The sequence below is a fragment of the Flexivirga sp. genome (assembly GCF_035551235.1).
In the GTDB taxonomy this organism is placed as follows: domain Bacteria; phylum Actinomycetota; class Actinomycetes; order Actinomycetales; family Dermatophilaceae; genus Flexivirga.
The window spans coordinates 1-19,191 of sequence record NZ_DASZNO010000008.1 but is presented as its reverse complement, the minus strand read 5'-3'; the positions used below and the strand labels follow the sequence as shown (position 1 = coordinate 19,191).

Annotated in this window: 19 protein-coding genes; 10 read left to right on the top strand and 9 right to left on the bottom strand. The window is 68.5% G+C overall.

The genetic code is table 11. The features are described 5' to 3' along the window. Positions 1-21 precede the first annotated feature (21 nt). Both VG502_RS01405 and VG502_RS01400 read left to right on the top strand, forming a co-directional pair. Positions 22-834, top strand: coding sequence for a thymidylate synthase (locus VG502_RS01405; RefSeq protein WP_325547996.1), 813 nt, complete (start codon positions 22-24; stop codon positions 832-834). Between the two features lie 85 nt (positions 835-919). Then, positions 920-1,870, top strand: a complete 951-nt coding sequence (locus VG502_RS01400; protein ID WP_325547994.1) for a dihydrofolate reductase — start codon at positions 920-922, stop codon at positions 1,868-1,870. Between the two features lie 72 nt (positions 1,871-1,942). Here VG502_RS01400 and VG502_RS01395 read toward each other — a convergent pair whose 3' ends face one another. Further along, a complete protein-coding gene (locus VG502_RS01395) occupies positions 1,943-2,773 on the bottom strand; it encodes an FAD-binding oxidoreductase (protein ID WP_325547992.1) in 831 nt (276 codons plus the stop codon). Positions 2,774-2,857: 84 nt separating this feature from the next. On the opposite strand from VG502_RS01395, the gene VG502_RS01390 reads away from it, so the two are divergent. The 4 genes from VG502_RS01390 to VG502_RS01375 are packed head-to-tail and all read left to right on the top strand — an operon-like array spanning position 2,858 to position 5,351. Continuing rightward, complete coding sequence (locus tag VG502_RS01390; RefSeq protein WP_325547990.1) at positions 2,858-3,451, top strand: GNAT family N-acetyltransferase; 594 nt, start codon at positions 2,858-2,860, stop codon at positions 3,449-3,451. Continuing rightward, positions 3,448-4,179 carry an AzlC family ABC transporter permease gene (locus VG502_RS01385; protein ID WP_325547988.1) on the top strand — a complete coding sequence of 244 codons (732 nt, stop codon included), beginning with the start codon at positions 3,448-3,450 and terminating at the stop codon, positions 4,177-4,179. Before VG502_RS01390 ends, VG502_RS01385 begins: the two co-directional genes overlap by 4 nt. A 4-nt stretch (positions 4,180-4,183) precedes the next feature. After that, positions 4,184-4,498, top strand: a complete 315-nt coding sequence (locus VG502_RS01380; RefSeq protein WP_325547987.1) for an AzlD domain-containing protein — start codon at positions 4,184-4,186, stop codon at positions 4,496-4,498. A 58-nt stretch (positions 4,499-4,556) separates the two neighbouring features. Next, positions 4,557-5,351 carry a tyrosine-protein phosphatase gene (locus VG502_RS01375; RefSeq protein WP_325547985.1) on the top strand — a complete coding sequence of 265 codons (795 nt, stop codon included), beginning with the start codon at positions 4,557-4,559 and terminating at the stop codon, positions 5,349-5,351. 12 nt (positions 5,352-5,363) lie between these two features. On the opposite strand, the gene VG502_RS01370 is transcribed toward VG502_RS01375, so the two are convergent. Next, complete coding sequence (locus VG502_RS01370) at positions 5,364-6,104, bottom strand: type 1 glutamine amidotransferase (protein ID WP_325547983.1); 741 nt, start codon at positions 6,102-6,104, stop codon at positions 5,364-5,366. Positions 6,105-6,155: 51 nt separating this feature from the next. Beyond that, positions 6,156-6,905, bottom strand: coding sequence for a 4-hydroxy-tetrahydrodipicolinate reductase (dapB, locus tag VG502_RS01365; protein ID WP_325547981.1), 750 nt, complete (start codon positions 6,903-6,905; stop codon positions 6,156-6,158). Positions 6,906-7,075: 170 nt separating this feature from the next. Here dapB and VG502_RS01360 point away from each other — a divergent pair, with 170 nt between their 5' ends. The 3 genes from VG502_RS01360 to VG502_RS01350 are packed head-to-tail and all read left to right on the top strand — an operon-like array spanning position 7,076 to position 10,544. Continuing rightward, entirely contained in the window at positions 7,076-8,857 is a 1,782-nt protein-coding gene (locus VG502_RS01360) for an MFS transporter (protein ID WP_325547979.1), read from the top strand. Positions 8,858-8,867: 10 nt separating this feature from the next. Next, on the top strand, positions 8,868-9,872 hold the full coding sequence (locus VG502_RS01355; protein ID WP_325547978.1) for a cytochrome c oxidase assembly protein: 1,005 nt from the start codon (positions 8,868-8,870) through the stop codon (positions 9,870-9,872). Positions 9,873-9,875: 3 nt separating this feature from the next. Next, a complete protein-coding gene (locus VG502_RS01350) occupies positions 9,876-10,544 on the top strand; it encodes an HD domain-containing protein (protein WP_325547977.1) in 669 nt (222 codons plus the stop codon). Here VG502_RS01350 and VG502_RS01345 read toward each other — a convergent pair. The 4 genes from VG502_RS01345 to VG502_RS01330 form a co-directional block, all read right to left on the bottom strand. Further along, positions 10,525-11,580, bottom strand: a complete 1,056-nt coding sequence (locus VG502_RS01345; RefSeq protein ID WP_325547975.1) for a hypothetical protein — start codon at positions 11,578-11,580, stop codon at positions 10,525-10,527. The two genes, VG502_RS01350 and VG502_RS01345, sit on opposite strands and share 20 nt — an antisense overlap. A 104-nt stretch (positions 11,581-11,684) precedes the next feature. Beyond that, the gene (locus tag VG502_RS01340) at positions 11,685-13,058 is read right to left on the bottom strand and encodes an NAD(P)/FAD-dependent oxidoreductase (protein ID WP_325547974.1); all 1,374 of its coding nucleotides are present in this window, start codon (positions 13,056-13,058) and stop codon (positions 11,685-11,687) included. Positions 13,059-13,061: 3 nt separating this feature from the next. Beyond that, a complete protein-coding gene (locus VG502_RS01335; protein WP_325547972.1) occupies positions 13,062-14,426 on the bottom strand; it encodes an aspartate aminotransferase family protein in 1,365 nt (454 codons plus the stop codon). A 1-nt stretch (position 14,427) separates the two neighbouring features. Further along, complete coding sequence (locus VG502_RS01330; protein ID WP_325547970.1) at positions 14,428-15,918, bottom strand: CoA-acylating methylmalonate-semialdehyde dehydrogenase; 1,491 nt, start codon at positions 15,916-15,918, stop codon at positions 14,428-14,430. 60 nt (positions 15,919-15,978) lie between these two features. On the opposite strand from VG502_RS01330, the gene VG502_RS01325 reads away from it, so the two are divergent. Continuing rightward, positions 15,979-17,319 (top strand): aminotransferase-like domain-containing protein, encoded by a 1,341-nt coding sequence (locus VG502_RS01325; protein ID WP_325547969.1) that lies wholly within the window; start codon positions 15,979-15,981, stop codon positions 17,317-17,319. Between the two features lie 13 nt (positions 17,320-17,332). Here the strand turns inward: VG502_RS01325 and VG502_RS01320 are convergent, their stop codons facing one another. Both VG502_RS01320 and VG502_RS01315 read right to left on the bottom strand, forming a co-directional pair. Beyond that, positions 17,333-18,172: an ABC transporter permease gene (locus tag VG502_RS01320; protein ID WP_325547967.1), complete on the bottom strand. Its 840-nt coding sequence runs from the start codon at positions 18,170-18,172 to the stop codon at positions 17,333-17,335. Beyond that, a complete protein-coding gene (locus tag VG502_RS01315; RefSeq protein WP_325547965.1) occupies positions 18,169-19,059 on the bottom strand; it encodes an ABC transporter ATP-binding protein in 891 nt (296 codons plus the stop codon). The genes VG502_RS01320 and VG502_RS01315 overlap by 4 nt, the downstream gene beginning before the upstream one ends. Positions 19,060-19,191: the final 132 nt, after the last annotated feature.

The window sequence follows — 19,191 nt, the reverse complement described above, 5'->3', positions numbered from 1 at the left end:
CCGCTGATAGCGTCTGATGGCGTGAAGCAGTACCTCGACCTCCTCGATCGGGTCATCGCCGAAGGCACGCGCAAGGACGACCGCACGGGCACCGGCACGCTGTCGGTCTTCGGGCATCAGATGCGCTTCGACCTGACCGCCGGATTCCCCGCGCTGACCACCAAGAAGCTGCACCTGCGCTCGATCATCGGTGAGTTGCTGTGGTTCCTGCGCGGCGACACCAACGTGCAGTGGCTGCACGACCGCAAGATCTCCATCTGGGACGAGTGGGCCGACGAGAACGGCGACCTGGGTCCGGTCTACGGCCACCAGTGGCGGTCCTGGCCGACGCCGGACGGCGGCACGATCGACCAGATCGCCCGCCTGATCGACGGGCTGCGCACCAACCCCGATTCGCGCCGGCACATCGTCTCCGCCTGGAACGTCGCGGACGTCGACGACATGGCGCTGCCGCCCTGTCACACGATGTTCCAGTTCTACGTCGGCGCCGAGAGCGAGGACGGTCGCCGGTCACTCTCCTGCCAGCTCTACCAGCGCTCCGCCGACATCTTCCTGGGCGTCCCCTTCAACATCGCCTCCTACGGGCTGCTGACCGCGATGGTCGCCCAGGTGACCGACCTGGTGCCCGGCGAGTTCGTGCACACGATCGGTGACGCGCACCTCTACCTCAACCACCTCGACCAGGCACGCTTGCAGCTGACCCGTGAGCCGGGTCCATTGCCGACGCTGCGGCTCAACCCGCAGATCCGCGAGATCGACGCCTTCGACCTGCCGGACATCACGCTCGAGGGTTACGTCGCCGCTCCGTCCATCAAGGCGCCGATCGCGGTATGAGCTCCGACCGAGCCGAGGACACGAGCGAGGCACGAGCGAGGCCCGCAGGCGAGGGCAGAGGAGCGACGGAAGATATGAGTCACCCATGACGATCAGCTTCATCGCCGCCGTCGCGCACAACGGCGTGGTCGGCCGCGACGGCACGATGCCGTGGCGGGTCCCCGGCGAGCAGAAGGGCTTCAAGGCCGCGACCATGGGACACCCGATGGTGATGGGCCGGCGCACCTTCGAGTCGCACGGCCTGCTGCCCGGCCGCCGGCACATCGTGCTGACCCGCGACCCCGACTGGTCCGCGGACGGTGTCGAGGTCGCGCGCTCGGTCGACGAGGCGCTGCTCCTGGCCGGCGACGAGGACTTCTTCGTGACCGGCGGCGGCCAGGTGTGGGAGCTCTTCGCGCCATACGCCGACCGGATGGTGCTGTCCGAGATCCCGCTGGAGCCCGAGGGCGACACGGTCTTCCCCGGCTGGCCGTTCACCGACTCGCCCGTATGGCGGGAAGCCTCCCGTGAGCCGCACGACGGCTGGACCGTGCTGACCTACGAGCGACGCAAACCGCGCGCGCAGGTCGACGTCGGACCGCGCATCGCGGGCTCGGCGGAGGCGGGAGCCACCGAGATCAAGGCCGGCGCGAGCTGTGCCATCGGCGACGGCGACCGGCTGCTGCTCACCCGGCGCGAGGACAACGGGCTGTGGTGCCTACCCGGCGGCGGCGCGGAGATCGGCGAGACCTGGTCGGAGGCGGCGGTTCGCGAGGCGCGCGAGGAAACAGGGCTGCAGGTCGCCGTCGATTCTGTGCTGTCGGCATACAGCAATCCGGACGTCGTGATCGTCCACCCGGACGGCCGCCGGCGGGCGATCTTCGGGGTGTGTTTCCGGGCGCATGTCGTCGACGGAACGGCTGGCGTGTCCGACGAGGTCACCGAGTCGGCATGGTTCACCCAGGCCGAGGCGGCCCGCCTGCCGATCATCCCCGCACACCGGCCGCTCGTGCGCGCCTTCTTCGAAACCGACGCAGGCACAACGCTTTTCGACTAGTGCGGTGCGTTCAAAGTTGCTGGACAGTCGCTCCGCCCCTGACCAGCAACTTTGCCCACCTTCGCACCAGCCCTATTTCTGATTGACTCCGCTGTCGAGCAGCACCGGGTCCTGGAAGAACTCCTCGTGGTGCACGGTCGCCGGGTCGGCGCCATCGGCCACGACCGCTACTCGCACGTCGTCCACCAGGCCGGTCGGACCGCACAGGAACCACTGGTCGACCTCGGACACCGCGACACCGGAACGTCGCAGGATCTGCCGCACCTTCGCGCCGTCGATCCGGCCGGTGAGCAGTGGATCCCTCGACGTCGAGTTGTCGCGGGAGAACACCTCGATGAGGTCGAACCGGGCGGCGCAGTTCTCGGCGAGCCACTCCAGCTCGTCCCGGAACATCGTGCTGGCCGGGGTGCGATTGCCGAAGATCAGTGTGACCTGTGAGCCCGGCTCCTCCTCCAGGAGGGTGCGGACCAGTGAGATCACCGGTGTGATGCCGGAGCCGGCGGCGACGGCGACGATGTCCCGCTCGGTGTCGTCGGTCGGGCAGATGAAGTCGCCCAGTGGTGCGAGCACCGCGATCCGATCTCCGACCGCCACGTCCCGGTTGAGCCAGACCGACATCGCGCCACCGTCGACTTCGTTGGAGGCGATCCGCAGCTGGTGGGTCGCGGCGGCCTGCGCACGCGACATACAGATGGAATAGGAACGGCGCACGTCCGCACCGCCGATCTCGGCACGCAGCGTCAGGTGCTGGCCCGGCTCGAAGCGGAAGGTGTCGCGCAGCTCCTCCGGTATGTCGAAGGTGATCGCCACGGCACGGTCGGTCAGCCGCTGGATGCCGGCGACGGTCAGCGGATGGAACTGCGGGCGGCGATGCCGCACTCCGGAGGACTTCAACAGACTCACAACGAGTGCAGCTTCTCAGATCCGCTCGGACGGCGCGCGACCACCCGCTGAAGTGGCGCGCACCGGGGATGAAAAGCTGACCGGATGAACTCCCCCACCAGTGACGCAGGGGTCCGCACCGCCCGCCCGAACGACGTGCCCGCGGTCGCACACGTGCAGGCTGCCGTATGGCGCGACGCCTACGGCGCACTGGTCGACGCCGAGGTCCGGGACGCGTTCACCCCGGCGGCCTTCGAGCCGGCCTGGCGCGAGTCGCTGCGCAACCCACCCACCCCGTTGCACCGATTGCTGGTGGCGACCGAGGGAGACACCGTCGTCGGCTTCGCCGCGATCGGGCCCGCGACCGAGGCCGAGACACCGCAGCCCACCGACAGCGCAGACGACACCGGGCGCACCGGTGAGATCTTCACCTTCGGTGTCACCCCGCAGCGACGCGGCGCCGGCAACGGCTCCCGGCTGCTGAACGCCGCCGTCGACACGCTGCGCGCCGGCGACTTCCGGGACGTGACGATGTGGGTGCTCGCCGACGCCGAGCAGGTCCGCGCCTTCGTGTCGGCCGCCGGCCTGGAGCCGGACGGCGCGTGGCGGGATCGGGTGATCGCAGCTGACGGCCGCACCGTGCGGGAGGTGCGCCTGACGGCGTCGCTGCTCGACCCGGACGACCCAGCAATCCCATGACCGGTACCTCCGCGGGCACGACGAGCGACCCACCGACTCCTGCGGACGACGCGTCGAAAGCCGTTGCCCGCAAAGGCATTTGGGTTGGTGTCGCGACCGGCGCCTACGGCATCAGTTACGGCGCACTCGCCGTCGCTGCCGGGCTCAGTTTCTGGCAGGCGGTCGCGCTGTCACTGCTGCTCTTCAGCGGTGGCTCGCAGTTCGCACTGGTCGGCGTGATCGGAGCCGGCGGCTCCGGCGTGAGCGCAGTGGGCACGTCGACGCTCCTCGGCCTGCGCAACGGCTTCTACGGCCTGCAGGTGAGCAAGCTGTTGCAGGTCAGCGGGTGGCGGCGAGCGGCCGCCGCACACCTCACGATCGACGAATCCACGGCAGTGACGATCACCCAGCCGAACCGCGCCCTCTCGCGCGTCGGCTTCTGGTGGACCGGCCTGTCGGTCTTCGTGCTCTGGGGCCTGATGTCAGCGGTCGGCGCCGCACTCGGCAACGCCATGGGCGACCCGGCACGCTACGGCCTGGACGCAGCCGCGCCCGCCGCGTTCTGCGCGCTCGTCTGGTCGCGCCTGCAGACCCGTCGCGCCCAGATCGTCGCCGTCGCCGCCGGTGCGGTCGCGCTGATCGTGGCCCCGCACACGGCCTCCGGCATACCCGTGCTGATCGCCGCCCTCGTGGCCGTTGTCGCCGGCTTCCTGCCGGACCGAACCGTCACCACGGCCGAGGAGATCTGAACCGATGAACCTCTGGACGACCGTGCTGCTGGCCAGCGTGATCTCCTTCGCCACCAAGTTCGCCGGGTATGTCGTGCCACAGGCGATCCTCGACCACCCGCTCACCGACCGGGTCATGCACTACCTGCCGGTCGCGCTGTTGTCAGCGCTCATCGCCGTCCAGACCTTCACGGCCGGAAGCGGATCCATCACCCTGGACGCGCGAGCCGCCGGCCTGGCGGTCGCGATGATCTGCTTGCTGCTGCGGGCTCCGTTCCTCGCGGTGGTCGTCGCGGCTGCTGTCACGACGGCGTTGCTGCGCGCGGCCGGCATCGGCTGACGTCGTAGTGCAGTTAGTCGGAAATATGACAGCTACGGGTGCGAAGTACTGTGGAGCGGTGACGAACCAGTCTTCTGCGCAGCCCCGCTGGATCGACCTCGAGGGTGTCGTGAACATGCGCGACGTGGGAGGCCTGCCGACCGCGGACGGTCGCACGGTGCAGCGCGGACGGCTGCTGCGCTCTGACAATCTGCAGGACCTGACCGCCGAGGACATTCGCCTGCTGATCGAGCAGCACGGCCTCACCGACGTCGTCGACCTGCGCAGTGACGTCGAGCTGCGGATCACCGGGCCCGGACCGTTGCACGAGATCGAGACGGTCGTCCATCACCATCACTCGCTCTTCCCCGACGACAAGCAGATCGACACCCGCGATGTCCTGGTGCTGCCGTGGCACGACACCGACGACGAGCCGAAGCTGCACGACAACGCGCGCGCCAGCCACTACCTGAGCTACCTCGCCCGGCGTCCCGACTCGGTCGCCGCCGCGCTCGATGTCATCGCCACCAGCCCCGGTGCCACCGTCGTGCACTGCGCCGCGGGCAAGGACCGGACCGGCACCGTCGTTGCCATGGCGCTGTCCGTGGCGGGCGTACCGCGCCCGGAGATCGTCGCCGACTATGTCGCCAGCACCGAGCGCACCGAGCGGATCGTCCGCCGGCTGGAGCGTCTGCCTGGATATGCGGACAACCTGCGCGACGTCCCGATGACCGCGCACCACTCCCGGCCGGAGACGATCACCCGGGTGCTCGAGGCGATCGACGCCGACTACGGATCGGTGGCCGGCTGGCTGCGCACGGTCGGCTGGTCCGACGAGCGGATCGCTGCGCTGCGCGACAAGCTCGTCGCCTGAGCGCCGGCGGGGTCAGGAAACGCGGGCCGCGGCCGACTGTCGGACGACGTCCACGAATCGCCCGAAGAATGCGCGCCACGTCGTCTCCAGTTGCTCCTCGTGCTGCTGGGCAACCCGCTTGACGTCGTCGGGGTCGAAGCCGAGTTCGCTCAATGTGTCGTCACTCCACGTCGCGACGCGTTCGGCGCTGGACTCGGGATGCCACTGGGTCGCCCACGCGGTGTCGCCGAGCCGGAACGCCTGGTTGCGGCATCGTTCGCTCGACATGAGCAGGTGGGCGCCGCTGGGAAGTTCGGTGATCTGATCGCGGTGACTCTCGATCCCGAACGTCGGAGCTGAAAACTCTTGGAAGAGAACGTCATCCGCAGCCGACAGCTGTGGCGTCAGTTCGGTGACGCCCTTCTCCGGCATCCCGAAGTCGCCCTCCACCCGACCGCCGCCGACGTGGGCGAGCAGTTGGGCGCCCAGGCAGATCCCGAGCACCGGCACAGCGCGGTCGAGACAGTCCCGGACGAGCGCACGTTCGGCGGGCAGCCACGGCTTCTCGTCATCGACATCCGGTAGGAAGCCTCCGCCGAGCATGACGACGCCATCCAATTCGGCTGCGCCAGCAGGGATTTCGTCGCCCTCGTCGGCCTTGACGAGATCGACTGCAACACCCGCTGCCTCGCTCCAGTCGAGCAGCCGCCCGGGCCCGCTGTCAGCATCGTTGCGTATGACGGTCAGGGTCACGGGCTGCGTCGAATTCGCCATACCTCCAAGACAATCACGCCACACCGCCTCCTGCGCCCACGTGCGCCGAGCTCAGTCGAGGCCGAGGAAGTGCTCCAGGCCGACCGTGAGGCCGGGGTGCTCCGGGACCGCGCGGACACCCGCCAGCACGCCGGGCATGAAGCTGACCCGATCGAAGGAGTCGTGTCGCACGGTCAGCGCCTCCCCCTCGCCGCCGAAGGACACCTCCTGGTGCGCGACCCTGCCGGGCAGTCGCTGCGCGTGCACGCGGATGCCGCTGACCTCCGCGCCGCGGGCGCCGTCGGGGTCCGTCCTGGTCGCGTCGGGGACCGCCCCGAGGCCGGCATCCTGGCGAGCAGCCGCGATGAGTTCGGCGGTGCGCGCCGCAGTGCCCGACGGTGCATCGACCTTGCCGGGGTGATGGGTCTCCACGATCTCGACCGACTCGTAGAAACGAGCCGCCTGCTGGGCGAACCGCATCATCAGCAGGGCGCCGATCGCGAAGTTGGGGGCGATCAGCACTCCCACCGAATCATGCTCTGCGAGCTTCGCTTTCAGCGCATCGAGCCGCTCAGCGGTCCACCCGGTCGTGCCCACTACGGCGTGCACGCCGTGCTCCACGCAGTAGGCGACGTTGGCCGGGGACGAATCGGGAACGGTGAAGTCGACCGCGACCTGGGCACCGCCGAGATCGCCGAGGTCGTCCCCTGCGTCATACCGGCCGACGAGCGTGAGATCCGGAGCGTTCTCGATCGCGGCGCAGGTGGTGGCGCCCATCCGTCCGGCGGCTCCGATGACAGCGACAGCAAGCGATGTAGTCACGCCGCCAGGGTAGACGGCCGGGGCCGGCGCGTCCGGCAACCGTCCATGCAGCGATCGGGCACAGGACGTTCTTGCATACCGGTGCTATGTTGTTAGTTACCTCGGCTAACGATTTCCACGTTCGTCGGCCGGCACGAACCGAACCAATAAACGGAAAGATCGCACCACTCGTGACCGAAGCTCCCACCCCTGACCAGGGCACACCCCACAAGCGTGGCCCCCGTCGCCGCTTCGAGGCGGATCACCCGCGCTACAAGTGGGTGGCCCTGTCCAACACCACCCTCGGCGTGCTGATGGCGACCATCAACTCCTCGATCGTGATCATCTCGCTGCCGGCGATCTTCCGCGGGATCCACCTCGACCCGCTGGGCGCGGGCAACATCGGCTACCTGCTCTGGACCCTGATGGGTTACCTGGTGGTGTCCGCGGTGCTCGTCGTCGCGCTCGGCCGGCTCGGCGACATGTTCGGGCGGGTCAAGATGTACAACCTCGGCTTCGTGGTCTTCACCGTCGCGTCGGTGCTGCTCTCCCTCGACCCGGTCGACGGCGGCACCGGTGCGATGTGGATCATCGTCGGCCGCATCCTGCAGGGCGTCGGCGGCGCGATGCTGATGGCCAACTCCACCGCGATCCTCACCGATGCCTTCTCCGCCACCGAACGCGGTATGGCGCTGGGGATCAACCAGGTCTCCGCGATCGCCGGATCGTTCCTGGGCCTGATCATCGGCGGCGTCCTCTCCGAGTGGCACTGGCGGGCGATCTTCTGGGTGAGTGTGCCGATCGGGGTGGTGGGCACGGTGTGGGCGTACAAGTCGCTGCACGAGCTGGGCGCCAAGCGGCGGGGGCGGCTCGACATACCGGGCAACCTCACCTTCGCGGCCGGCGTGACCGCGATCCTGGTCGCGATCACCTACGGCATCCAGCCGTATGGCGGGCACACCATGGGCTGGACCAGCCCCTGGGTGCTGGCCGGCCTGATCGGCGGCGCCGTTGTGCTCGTGGCGTTCTGCATCATCGAGACGAAGGTCGCCGACCCGATGTTCTCCATGAGCCTGTTCAAGATCAAGGCCTTCAGCGCCGGCAACTTCGCGGGCCTGCTGGCGTCCATCGGCCGCGGTGGCATGCAGTTCATGCTGATCATCTGGTTGCAGGGCATCTGGCTGCCGTTGCACGGCTACCGCTACGAGTCGACGCCGCTGTGGGCAGGTATCTTCCTGCTCCCACTGACTATCGGGTTCCTGATCGCCGGCCCGGTCTGCGGGTTCTTGTCCGACCGCTTCGGAGCTCGCGCCTTCGCCAGCGGCGGCCTGCTCATCACTGCGGCCACCTTCGTCGGATTCCTGCTGATACCGGTCAATTTCAACTATTGGGCCTTCGCCGCGCTGCTCTTCGTCAACGGCGTCGGCTCCGGCATGTTCTCCGCCCCGAACACCACGGCGATCATGAACTCCGTCCCGGCACACCAGCGCGGCGCCGCGTCCGGGATGCGCGCGACCTTCTTCAACTCCGGCACGTCGCTGTCGATCGGCATCTTCTTCTCCCTGATGATCGCCGGCCTGGCGCAGAACCTGCCCCACGCCATGCGCTCCGGGCTCCTCGCGCAGCACGTCCCGGCCGGAGTCGCGGACCAGGTCGCCGGACTGCCGCCGGTGGGCTCGATGTTCGCGGCGTTCCTCGGCTACAACCCGATCGAGAGCCTGCTGGGTCCGACCGGAACGCTCGACAATATCCCTGCCTCGAACGCGTCCACGCTGACCGGCAAGGAGTTCTTCCCGCACCTGCTGTCCGGTCCCTTCCACGACGGACTGATCGTCGTCTTCACCGCTGCCGCGGCGATGATGGTCGTCGCCGCGATCGCCAGCCTGCTGCGCGGCAGCAAGTACGTGCACGACGACCTCGCCGACCAGTCGAAGGAGTCTGCGTCTTCAGCTGACGTTGTGGTTGGCCGGTGACAATTCCCAGGTGACCGGTCTGGCCCCTGAGCCCTTCGACGTATCGAGCTGGCTGACCGCCTGGCGATTCGACCTCGTGGGCGTGGTGCTCGCTCTGCTCCTGCTCGGCGGTTATTCATGGATGCTGCTCGCCGCACGACGACGTGGCGTTCGCTGGCCGTGGTGGCGGGTTGCGGCATACCTCGTGCTCGGTGTCGGCACGCTGCTCTACGTGACCTGTGGTGCCGTCGGCGTCTATCGCCAGACGTTCCTGTGGATGTTCGCCGCGCAGGTCGCGGTGATCGGCACGGTGACGCCGATGGGGCTCGCGATCGGTGACCCGCTGCGCCTGCTGAGTGCTGCCCTCGGCCCGGAGGACACCCGAGTCGAGCGGGTCGTGCATGCACGACCTGTGCGGATGCTGACCTTTCCGCTGGTCAGCTTCCTGCTGGACATCGCCGGCATCCTGGCGATCTTCTTCACGCCGTATGGCGAGCACGCGGTCCGCTCCGAGTTCATCGGCACGGTGTTGATCCTGCAGCTGCTGATCGTCGGACTGCTCTTCGTCCTGCCGACGCTGGCCGACGATCTGCTGCCCGCGTGGGCGACTCCCCCGGTCCGCACCTTCCTGGCGTTCCTCGACGGGGTGGCCGACGCGCTTCCCGGCATACTCGTCATGACCGCGAATTCCATTCTGTTCCCGAACTTTCCGGGCTTCTCGCACGCGGCCGACGCGCTGCGCGGCGGGCTGAGCCACACGATGGACCAGAAGTATGCCGGGGGCGCTCTGCTCGCCGTCGCGGAGAGCATCGGGGTGCCGATGCTGGCAGCGGTCTTCATCGAGTGGTTGCGCAGCGACGCCGCCGAGGCGCGCGCGATGGACGCGGAACTGGACCGTGCGGACGTCGGCCGTGCGACCTCGGCGAAAGGCTCGGCGGAGCCCGAGGCCGGCCCGGCGAACGAGCAGAAGGCCGATCAGCCGTGGTGGTTGTCCGATCCCCGGTTGGCGGACCGGTTCGGCAACCGCGACGATTGAGGCATGTCCGACACGGAGTTGCTCGACGGCTGGGTCGCTGCCGTGGCCGTGCTGTCACCCGAGGTCGACGGCTCGGTCGCTCATCGCGCGGGTGTCGAGTTGCTGGGTCGCTGGGGCGAGCCACACCGCAGCTATCACACACAGCAGCACCTGGCCGAGATGCTCTCTGCCATCGACGAACTCGGGCCGGGAAGCGGTCTCGGCTCGCGCGAAACACTCCTGGCGCACGTCGCCGCCTGGCTGCACGACGCCGTGTATGACGTCCAGGCGCCCTCCGGGGAGAGCGAGCGCAAGAGCGCGCGGATGGCCCGAAACCTGCTGGCCTCTTTGCAATTCGACGGAGCCGACCGTCAGGTCGTCGAGGAGCTGATCCTGCTCACGATCGACCACGGCACCCAGCTGCCCGGCCCGCTCGCGGACGTCTTCACCGACGCCGACCTGGCGATCCTGGCCGCACTCGAGGCCCGCTTCGACGAATACTGCGCCCAGGTCCGTGCCGAATACGCGCACGTGCCGGACGCGGCATACGCCACGGGTCGCAGCGAGATCCTCGCAGCACTCGTCGAGCGGCCGGAGGTCTACCGGACGCGGTTCGCCCGCACCGCGTGGACAGCCGCGGCACGGGCGAACGTGCGTCGTGAGATGGACCGGCTCAGTGCTTCGTCGGGATGAGATATGTCCCGTCGGACCCGATGATCTTGGGCTTTCCCTTGTCCGGGATCGACATCAGGACCATCAGCGATGCCCGGCGTACCACTGAGTCCTTGGCCTTGCCGTCGTCGCCCTCGACACGTGCAACATCGCGCGGTATCTGCACCTGTCCGCCGTCCTGGCTATAGGTATCGAGTCGACAGTCCAGGTTGAGCACTGCAAGGGTCTGCGCTCCGACCCGGGTCAGGCGCAGTGCGTCCGTGCCGACGACCGTCGCCGTCGCTACGTCCGTGCCCTCCTTCGTCCCCCACGGCCGGCAGTCGGCGCCCACCAGGTAGCCCTTGCTGCCGTCAGCCCGAACCGCGGTGCGAAACGCTTTGAGCGGCGCCGGATTCGCAACATGACTCATGGTGCCGGTCGCCACCGCGTCCACCACAACGGGCACGGCATTGGCAGCCGCTTGGCGTTGGGCTGCCGTCAGGGATGGAGTTGTCTGCACCTCGTGCGGCAGCGTCTTCAGAGTCACTCCGCCCATCTGCGCATCCATCCGCCATCCCGTGGGTCCCTTGACGTAGACGAAGGCGCCGGCAACCGATGCGTCGGGCGCTTTCGAACCGTCGCGGTGCGCGATCACCAGGGTCCAGGGTTCCCGGCCGTCCGAGCTGTGGGTAGGGCTCCCGAAAGCACTCAGCACCCGTGGCGCCTTCTCCGGGCCGGCCGACGTCGGCTGCTTCGACTTCTTCAGCGACGCCGCTCGGGTGTCATAGGCATCCGCGGCCAGGATCGGGCCGGAGTCGACGGTCTGCCACGCCTTGGCGTCATACGGCTTGTTCAACGCCTTGCTGATCGCGATGTTGTTCTGCTTCTCGTAGGCCCGGGTGATCGAGGCCGCCTCGGCGTGCGTGATCGACGCGTCCGGACTCCTGCGCGTCGAGGACACCGACGCGGACGCGCTGTGGCCCTTGGAGGACTCGCCGCCGGATCCGCTGGATCCACACCCGCCGAGTGCCAGTGCCGCACCGACCCCTACTGCGACAAGGCGAAAACGCTTGGTCATCAACTACTCCCCTGTTGGTGGTGAACGAAGCGTCGGTAGTCAAGCACAGCGCGCACAACCGTGGCTCACGTTGTCCACAGGGGATCTCGGGCCGCGGTGGCCGGTCAGGAGTCGAAGCCGAGACCGACCCGGTCCAGGCCACGCAGCCACAGATTGCGGCGTCCCTCGTGCTCGTCGGCATGCGCCATCGACCGTCGGGTTGCCTCGATCCCGATGAATGCCAACGGTTCCGGCGGGAACGGCAGCGGTTTGCTACGGACCAGTGGTGTCCGGGTGCGTTCGGTGTCGGCGCCGTCCAGCAGGTCGAGCATGACCTGCGCGCCGAACCTGCTGGCTCCGACGCCGAGGCCGGTGTAGCCGAGTGCGTATGCCACCCGGTGGTCGTATGCCGCGCCGAAGAACGCACAGAAGCGGGTGCAGGTGTCGATCGCGCCGCCCCATCGATGGCTGAAGCCGATGCCGGCCAGCTGCGGGAACGTCGCGTCGAAGTGCTCGGCGAGCTTCCGGAACGTCTCGGGGCGATCGTCATACTCGGCCTTGAGCTGCCGGCCGTAGTGGTAGACCGCGTCATACCCGCCCCAGAGGATCCGGTTGTCCGCGGTCAGCCGGTAGTAGTGGAACTGGTTGCCGCTGTCGCCGAAGCCCTGCCGGTGCTGCCAGCCGATCGCGGCGAGTTGCTCCTGCGACAACGGCTCGGTCATCAGCACGTGGTCGTAGACGGGGACGCAATGGAGTCGGAGTCGCCGCAGCAACGACGGAAAAACGTTGGTGGCCAACGCAACTCGCTCTGCGCGGACCGACCCACGATCGGTGCGCAACCCGATCGAGTCACCGTGCTTGCGCAGCTCACGCACCGGTGACTGCTCGACGATGCGCACGCCGAGACGCTCGGCCACGTCGGCCAGGCCCCAGGCGAGTTTGGCCGGGTCCAGCATGGCGACACCGCGCTTGTCCCAGACACCGCCGAGGAACGTCGGCGAGTTCAGCTCGGCACGGACCGCCTGCCCGTCCAGCAGCACCGAGCCGGGCGGCGCCTCGCCTGCGACCTGGTAGGCCTCGGTCGCGACGTCGACCTCACCGGTGCGTTCGAAGTCGCAGTCGATGCCGTAACGCGCGACCGTCTCCTCGATCTGGTCGAGGTTCGCCATACCGAGCCGGTCGAGTTCGGCCTGCGCTTCCTCCCCGAACCGGCTGACGCCGTTGTCGTAGCCGTGGGTGAGGCTCGCCGCGCAGAAGCCGCCGTTGCGGCCCGACGCAGCCCACGCCAGCCGGCCGCCCTCCAGCAGGAGGACGTCGCGGTCGGGGTTGGCCTCCTTGGCGAGCACAGCTGTCCACAGACCGCTGAATCCGCCTCCCACCACTGCGAGTTCACACGAAGTGTCGCCCTCGAGCGATGGCCGCGCGGGCGGCCGGGCCGGCGTGTCGAGCCAGAAGGGCGCACGTTTGGCGCGCGCGAGGCGCGTGTCGATCGAGGTCACCGGTTATGCGGTGGCGTGCTGGTCGGCGACTTCGAGGGCACTGTCGATGATGTCCAGTCCGGCGCTCAGCTCGTCCTCGCTGATGGTGCAGGGCGGCACAACGTGCGTGCGGTTCATGTGGATGAAGGGCCACAGGCCCTCCTTCTTGCACGCCGCGGCGAAGGCACCCATCGGTGCGGCCGCCTCGCCCGCAGCGTTGAACGGCACGAGCGGCTCGCGGGTGTCCTTGTCCTTGACGAGCTCGATCGCCCAGAACATCCCGAGCCCGCGCACGTCGCCGACGCTGGCGTGCTTCTCCTTGAACTCCTGCAGTCGCGGCTCGACCACCGTCTCGCCGAGCTTGCGGGCGTTCTCCAGGATGCCCTCGTCCTCGAACGCCTTGATCGACGCGACGGCGGCCGCGCAGCCCAGCGGGTGCCCGGAGTAGGTGAGCCCGCCCGGGTAGGGCTGGTCGGCGAAGCGGTCATAGGTGGCCGGTCCGAGGATCACGCCACCGAGCGGGACATAGCCGGAGTTGACGCCCTTGGCGAAGGTGATCAGGTCGGGCACGACATCCCAGTGCTGGATGGCGAACCACTCACCGCAGCGCCCGAATCCGGCCATCACCTCGTCGGCGATCAGCAGGATGCCGTATTCGTCGCACAGCTCACGGACGCCGGCCAGGTAGCCCGGCGGTGGCACGAGAATGCCGTTGGTGCCGACCACGGACTCCTGGATGATCGCGGCGATCGTGCTCGGACCCTGCAACTGCACGACGTCGCGCAGATGCTGCAGCGCGCGCTCCGCCTCCTGCTCCTCGGAGTCGGAGTGGAAGGCCGACCGATAGGCATAGGGACCGAAGAAGTGCGCCACCGACTGACCGGTGGCTTCGTTCGCCCAGCGCCGTGGGTCGCCGGTCAGCGCGATCGCGCCGCCCGTCGCGCCGTGATAGCTGCGGTATGCCGACAGGACCGTCGGCCGGCCGGTCTGCAGGCGCGCCATTCGTATGGCGTGCTCGTTGGCGTCGGCTCCGCCATTGGTGAAGAACACCCGGTCCAGGTCGCCGGGGGCGCGTTCGGCGATCAGCCGCGCCGCTTCGCCGCGCACATCGCTGCCCAGTGCGGGCGCGATCGTGGCCAGCTTGGCGGCCTGCTCCTGGATGGCCCGCACGACCTTCGGGTGGCCGTGACCGATGTTCAGATTGACCAGCTGGGAGGAGAAGTCGAGGAACCGGTTTCCGTCGTAATCCCAGAAGTACGAACCGGATCCGCCCGCGATCGGCAGCGCGTCGACATGCGCCTGTGCACTCCATGAGTGGAAGACGTGTGCGCGGTCGTCGGCACGCACCTGTTCTGCGGCTGCGCTCGCGCCCGAGTCGTGGCTGCTCATGTCAGTGATCTCCATTGGTGGGGAAGCCCAGGTCGATCTTCGAGCTGCCCGGGTCGGGCCAACGACTGGTGACCACCTTGCGCCGGGTGTGGAAGTTGATGCCCTCCGGGCCGTACATGTGGGTGTCGCCGAAGAGCGAGGACTTCCACCCGCCGAACGAGTAGTAGCCGACCGGCACCGGAATCGGCACGTTGACGCCGACCATGCCGACCTGCACGTCGAACTGGAAGCGACGCGCCGCTCCCCCGTCCCGGGTGAAGATCGCCGTGCCGTTGGCGAACGGGTGGCCGTTGATCAGTGCCAGTGCCTCCTCGTAGGTGTCGACGCGGACGACGGAGAGCACCGGGCCGAAGATCTCATCGGTGTAGGCGACGTTGTCCGGCCGCACGTCGTCGAGCAGTGTGCAACCGAGGAAATAGCCTGTCTCGCTTTGGTTCTCGCGCCCGTCGACAACAACCTTCGCACCCTCCTGCTCACCGCGATTGATGTAGTCGACGACCTTGTCGCGGTGCTGCGAGGTGATCAGCGGACCCATGTCCGTGCCGTCCTGATCACCGGGGCCGATCTGCAGCGACGGGATCCGCTCCTTGATCGCATCGATCAGCGGGTCGGCCACCGCACCGACCGCGACAACGACGGAGATCGCCATACAGCGTTCGCCGGCGGCGCCGTATGCCGCCGAAACCGCAGCATCCGCAGCGACATCCAGATCCGCGTCGGGCAGGACCATCATGTGGTTCTTGGCGCCACCGAGCGCCTGCACCCGCTTGCCGGCCTTGGTGCCGGTCTCGTAGATGTACTTGGCGATCGGCGTCGACCCGACGAAGCTGACCGCGTCGACGTCGGGGTGCTGCAGCAGACCGTCGACGGCGACCTTGTCCCCCTGCAACACACTGAAGACACCATCCGGCAGGCCCGCTTCCTTCCAGAGGCGCGCGAGCAGCAGCGACACCGACGGGTCCTTCTCACTGGGCTTGAGGATGAAGGCGTTGCCGCAGGCGATCGCACTGGCGCACATCCAGAGCGGCACCATGAGCGGGAAGTTGAACGGCGTGATGCCCGCGACGACTCCGACCGGCTGTCGGATCGAGTAGACGTCGACGCCGGTCGATGCCTGCTCGGTGAAGTCGCCCTTGAGCAGATCCGCTATGCCACAAGCGAATTCGACGTTCTCCAGGCCACGCGCGACTTCGCCCGCGGCGTCGGACAGAACCTTGCCGTGCTCGGACGTGACGATCGCCGAGAGCTCGTCGCCGTGCTCGGAGAGCAGCTGCCGGAAGGCGAAGAGCACCTTGGTGCGGGCCGCGAGGGAGGTGCTGCGCCAAGCGTCGGCGGCGGCGCGTGCCGAAGCCACCACGGTGTCGACGTCGGCCGTCGACGCGAGCGCCAGCTCGGCGCTCTGCTCGCCCGTGGCGGGATTGTGAATGGGAGCCGTCGCGGTCGGCGTGCCGGCGGTCAGCTGCCCGTTGATCCAGTGCTGCACATGTTCCATGTCTCGCACATTACGTGCCAGGCTTTGCCGACACAATACATACTCTGTAGTGTCACATAAGTGATCGATGCCCTGAGGACACACCTGTCCGACCCGACGGCGCGTGGGCTTGCCGATGCCGTCGCACGAGCCGTGGCGGCCGGCGCCTGGGAGCCCGGGGTCCGGCTGCCTCCGATCCGCTCCGTCGCCGAGTCGTTGCAGTTGTCCCCCACCACCGTCAGCTCGGCCTGGGCGATCCTGCGCCGCGCGGGAACCATCCGCACCGAAGGACGGCATGGCTCGTTCATCGCCGAACCGCGCGGCGGGCTCGCCGGAAACAGCCGCTATCGCCGCGCCGTGGGCAGCCCGGTCAGCTTCAGCCTCGATCTGTCGACCGGCGTTCCCGATCCCGTCCTGCTACCGGCAGTCGGCCCGGCGCTCAGCGCCCTCGGCGACGCCCCCGCGACGCATCACTACCTGGACGACCCGGTGCTCCCCGAACTCGCGGAGCAGATCGGCCGGACGTGGCCGTTCGCTCCCGAACGCCTGACGATCGCCGACGGTGCGACCGACGCCATGGACTCGGTGCTGCGCCAGTTCACCGGTTACGGCGCCCGTGTCGCCATCGAAAACCCCGCATTCCCACCGTTTCTCGACCTTTTGGATGCAGCCGGATTGCAGCCGATACCGGTCGAGCTGGACGAGGAGGGGCCGCGTCCCGATGCGCTCGCGGATGCGCTCACGCAGGGCGCGGCGCTCTTCGTGATGCAGCCGCGCGGCCAGAACCCCACGGGAGTGACGACAGCCGCGCAGCGATCGGCCGAGCTGGCCGCCGTACTGGCTCCGACCGACGCCGTGGTCGTCGAGGACGACTCGCTCGACGGCATCGCCACCACCGAGCTGGTCAGCATCGGAGCGCATCTGCCCGACCGGGTCCTGCACATCCGCAGCTTCTCCAAGGCCTACGGGCCCGACCTGCGGCTGGCAGCCATCGGCGGCCCGGCCAGGCTCATCGAGCCGATCGAACACCGACGCCAGCTCGGTCAGGGATGGAGCAGCCGGCTGTTGCAACGCCTGCTGCTGGAGTTCCTGACCAGCACCCGCAGCCAGAGCCAGGTGACCGACGCGCGCCGCAGTTACGAGGGCCGCCGGCAACGGATGATCGATCTGCTCGCACACGGCGGCCTGCGCGTGACCGGCGACGACGGCATCAACATCTGGGTGCCGGTGCTCGACGAGGTCGCGGCGCTGCAGAGTCTCGCCGCCGGGGGCATCGGCGCGGCACCGGGATCGCCGTTCCGGATCGGCACTGGCCATGCGCCGCACATCCGGGTGACCGTCGGACTGGTGGCGGATGACGAGCAGGACGTCGCCGCGGCACTGCTGGCCGCTGCGAACGCAGGAGGACTGATAAGCCGCTGAACCCCAGCCCGACTCAGCCGCGGATGCGGTCCCGGCTGCGATCGCGGCGCCATCCCACGGCCGCCACGAAGGATGCTGCCACGGCCCAGACCAGCACGACCGCGATGTCGAGCAACGGCCGGCCCGGGGTGCGGACACCGAACTCGGCGGCCTGACCGGGCGTCGCGATCGCGCCCCACGCGAGGTTGCCCCAGTGCGAGGTCGGCAGGTATGTCGACAGCGCGGCGATCGGGCCGGGGAGCGCATCCACCGGTGTCATGAATCCGGACGTGTAGGACAACGGGAGGAAGATCAGGTTGCCGATCACGCCGGCCGCACCGGGCCGCGCCCAGTAGGCGAGCGCGAACCCGAACGGTGCGAGACACACCGTGCCGAAGAGTATGACGACCCACAGGCGCAGCAGGTGCATGATCGGCACCCCGGCTCCGACAATCCCAGCGATGATCGAGTTTCCGGCCAAAACCGTTGTGGCAGCTGCCAGTCCGAGCATCAATTTGCCGCCGAAGAAGGACCACAGTGGCATCGCGGACGCACGCAGCCTGCGGATCCAGCCCATCCCGCGCTGCTCCGCGGCGGCGACCCCGACGGCGAAGATCGACAGATTGACGACGCCGAAACAGGTGAACGACGCCATCAGCATGGCTGCCACTGCCAGACCGCCGTCCAGGTCTCCGTGCAGCGTCGTGCCGAAGAGCACGAAGAGCAGCATCGGCATGGTCACGAGCGCGATGAACCAGCCGCTGCGCCAGCCACCGCGCCACTCGGCTCGGAAGATTGCGAACGCGGCGGCGAAGCCGAGCGGCATACGTGCGGATTCAACGGTGCGCTTGGCAACCGCGGTGACCTCACTCATGCGGCATCCTCCCGGGTGAGCGCGACGAAGGCCGACTCGAGATCGGCGTCCGCGACGGTGAGCTCGGTGAGGTGGTGACCGGCCGTGAAGAGGGTCCGAAGGAGGCCCTCGACGTCGGTCGCGAGCAGCTCAAAGCGGTCATCGTGAAGTCTCGAAACCTGTGTAACACCAGGGACGCTCGCGATCCAGTCCATCGATGCGCCCGTGGTGAATCGGACCGTGCTGACATCGACCCGGCGCACGATGTCACGGGTCGGAGCATCCGCGATCTTGCGGCCGTGGTGCAGGACCACGACGCGGTCGGCAACCGCCTGCGCCTCCCGCAGGTCGTGCGTGGCCAGCACGATCGCGCGGTTCTGCCCCGCCAGCTCACGGATCGCCCGGAGCAGCCGGCGTCGGCCCGCGACGTCCATCGCGGCGGTCGGCTCGTCCAGCACCAGCAGCTCCGGAGCACCGGCCAGTGCGAGGGCGAGCGAGAGCCGCCCGCGCTCACCGCCGGACAGCTCTCCGACCCGCCGGTCGGCCTTGGCCGCGAGTTCGACCAGCGCGAGCAGTTCGGCCATCGGGGTGTTCACCGGGTAGAGGTGCTGCGTCAGCCGTACGGTCTCGGCCACGGTCAGCCCGACAGGTCCGGTGGTGTCCTGCAGCATGGCGCCCACGCGAGCACGGGCGCGACGAGCGGTCGGCGGCATACCGAACACGCGGACCGTGCCGGCGGTCGGGTCGCGTAGGCCGAGCAACATGTCCAGCAGTGTCGATTTCCCTGCGCCGTTCGGGCCGAGGAGAGCGACGATCTCCCCCGGATCGAGAGTCAGGTCAACGGAATCGACGGCGATCGCGCCGCGGAACGTCCGCGTGACGCCGGTGCATCGGGCGATTTCTTCCATGCCACCGACAGTGCCCGACCGCGCCCGCCGTCCACAGTGTCACCAGGCATGACTCCCACCCATGACCAATGGCACCCACACCCAAAACGCCGAGAGGACACGCGATGACCGAGAGGACAGGCGATTTGGGCC

Bases quoted from the DNA above. Each gene is read 5' to 3' on its own strand.
- VG502_RS01350 (WP_325547977.1), top strand. From the start codon at position 9,876: ATGTCCGACACGGAGTTGCTCGACGGCTGGGTCGCTGCCGTGGCCGTG.
- VG502_RS01335 (WP_325547972.1), bottom strand. From the start codon at position 14,426: ATGAGCAGCCACGACTCGGGCGCGAGCGCAGCCGCAGAACAGGTGCGT.
- VG502_RS01400 (WP_325547994.1), top strand. From the start codon at position 920: ATGACGATCAGCTTCATCGCCGCCGTCGCGCACAACGGCGTGGTCGGC.
- VG502_RS01315 (WP_325547965.1), bottom strand. From the start codon at position 19,059: ATGGAAGAAATCGCCCGATGCACCGGCGTCACGCGGACGTTCCGCGGC.
- VG502_RS01330 (WP_325547970.1), bottom strand. From the start codon at position 15,918: ATGGAACATGTGCAGCACTGGATCAACGGGCAGCTGACCGCCGGCACG.
- VG502_RS01320 (WP_325547967.1), bottom strand. From the start codon at position 18,172: ATGAGTGAGGTCACCGCGGTTGCCAAGCGCACCGTTGAATCCGCACGT.
- VG502_RS01370 (WP_325547983.1), bottom strand. From the start codon at position 6,104: ATGGCGAATTCGACGCAGCCCGTGACCCTGACCGTCATACGCAACGAT.
- VG502_RS01385 (WP_325547988.1), top strand. From the start codon at position 3,448: ATGACCGGTACCTCCGCGGGCACGACGAGCGACCCACCGACTCCTGCG.
- VG502_RS01380 (WP_325547987.1), top strand. From the start codon at position 4,184: ATGAACCTCTGGACGACCGTGCTGCTGGCCAGCGTGATCTCCTTCGCC.
- VG502_RS01345 (WP_325547975.1), bottom strand. From the start codon at position 11,580: ATGACCAAGCGTTTTCGCCTTGTCGCAGTAGGGGTCGGTGCGGCACTG.
- VG502_RS01390 (WP_325547990.1), top strand. From the start codon at position 2,858: ATGAACTCCCCCACCAGTGACGCAGGGGTCCGCACCGCCCGCCCGAAC.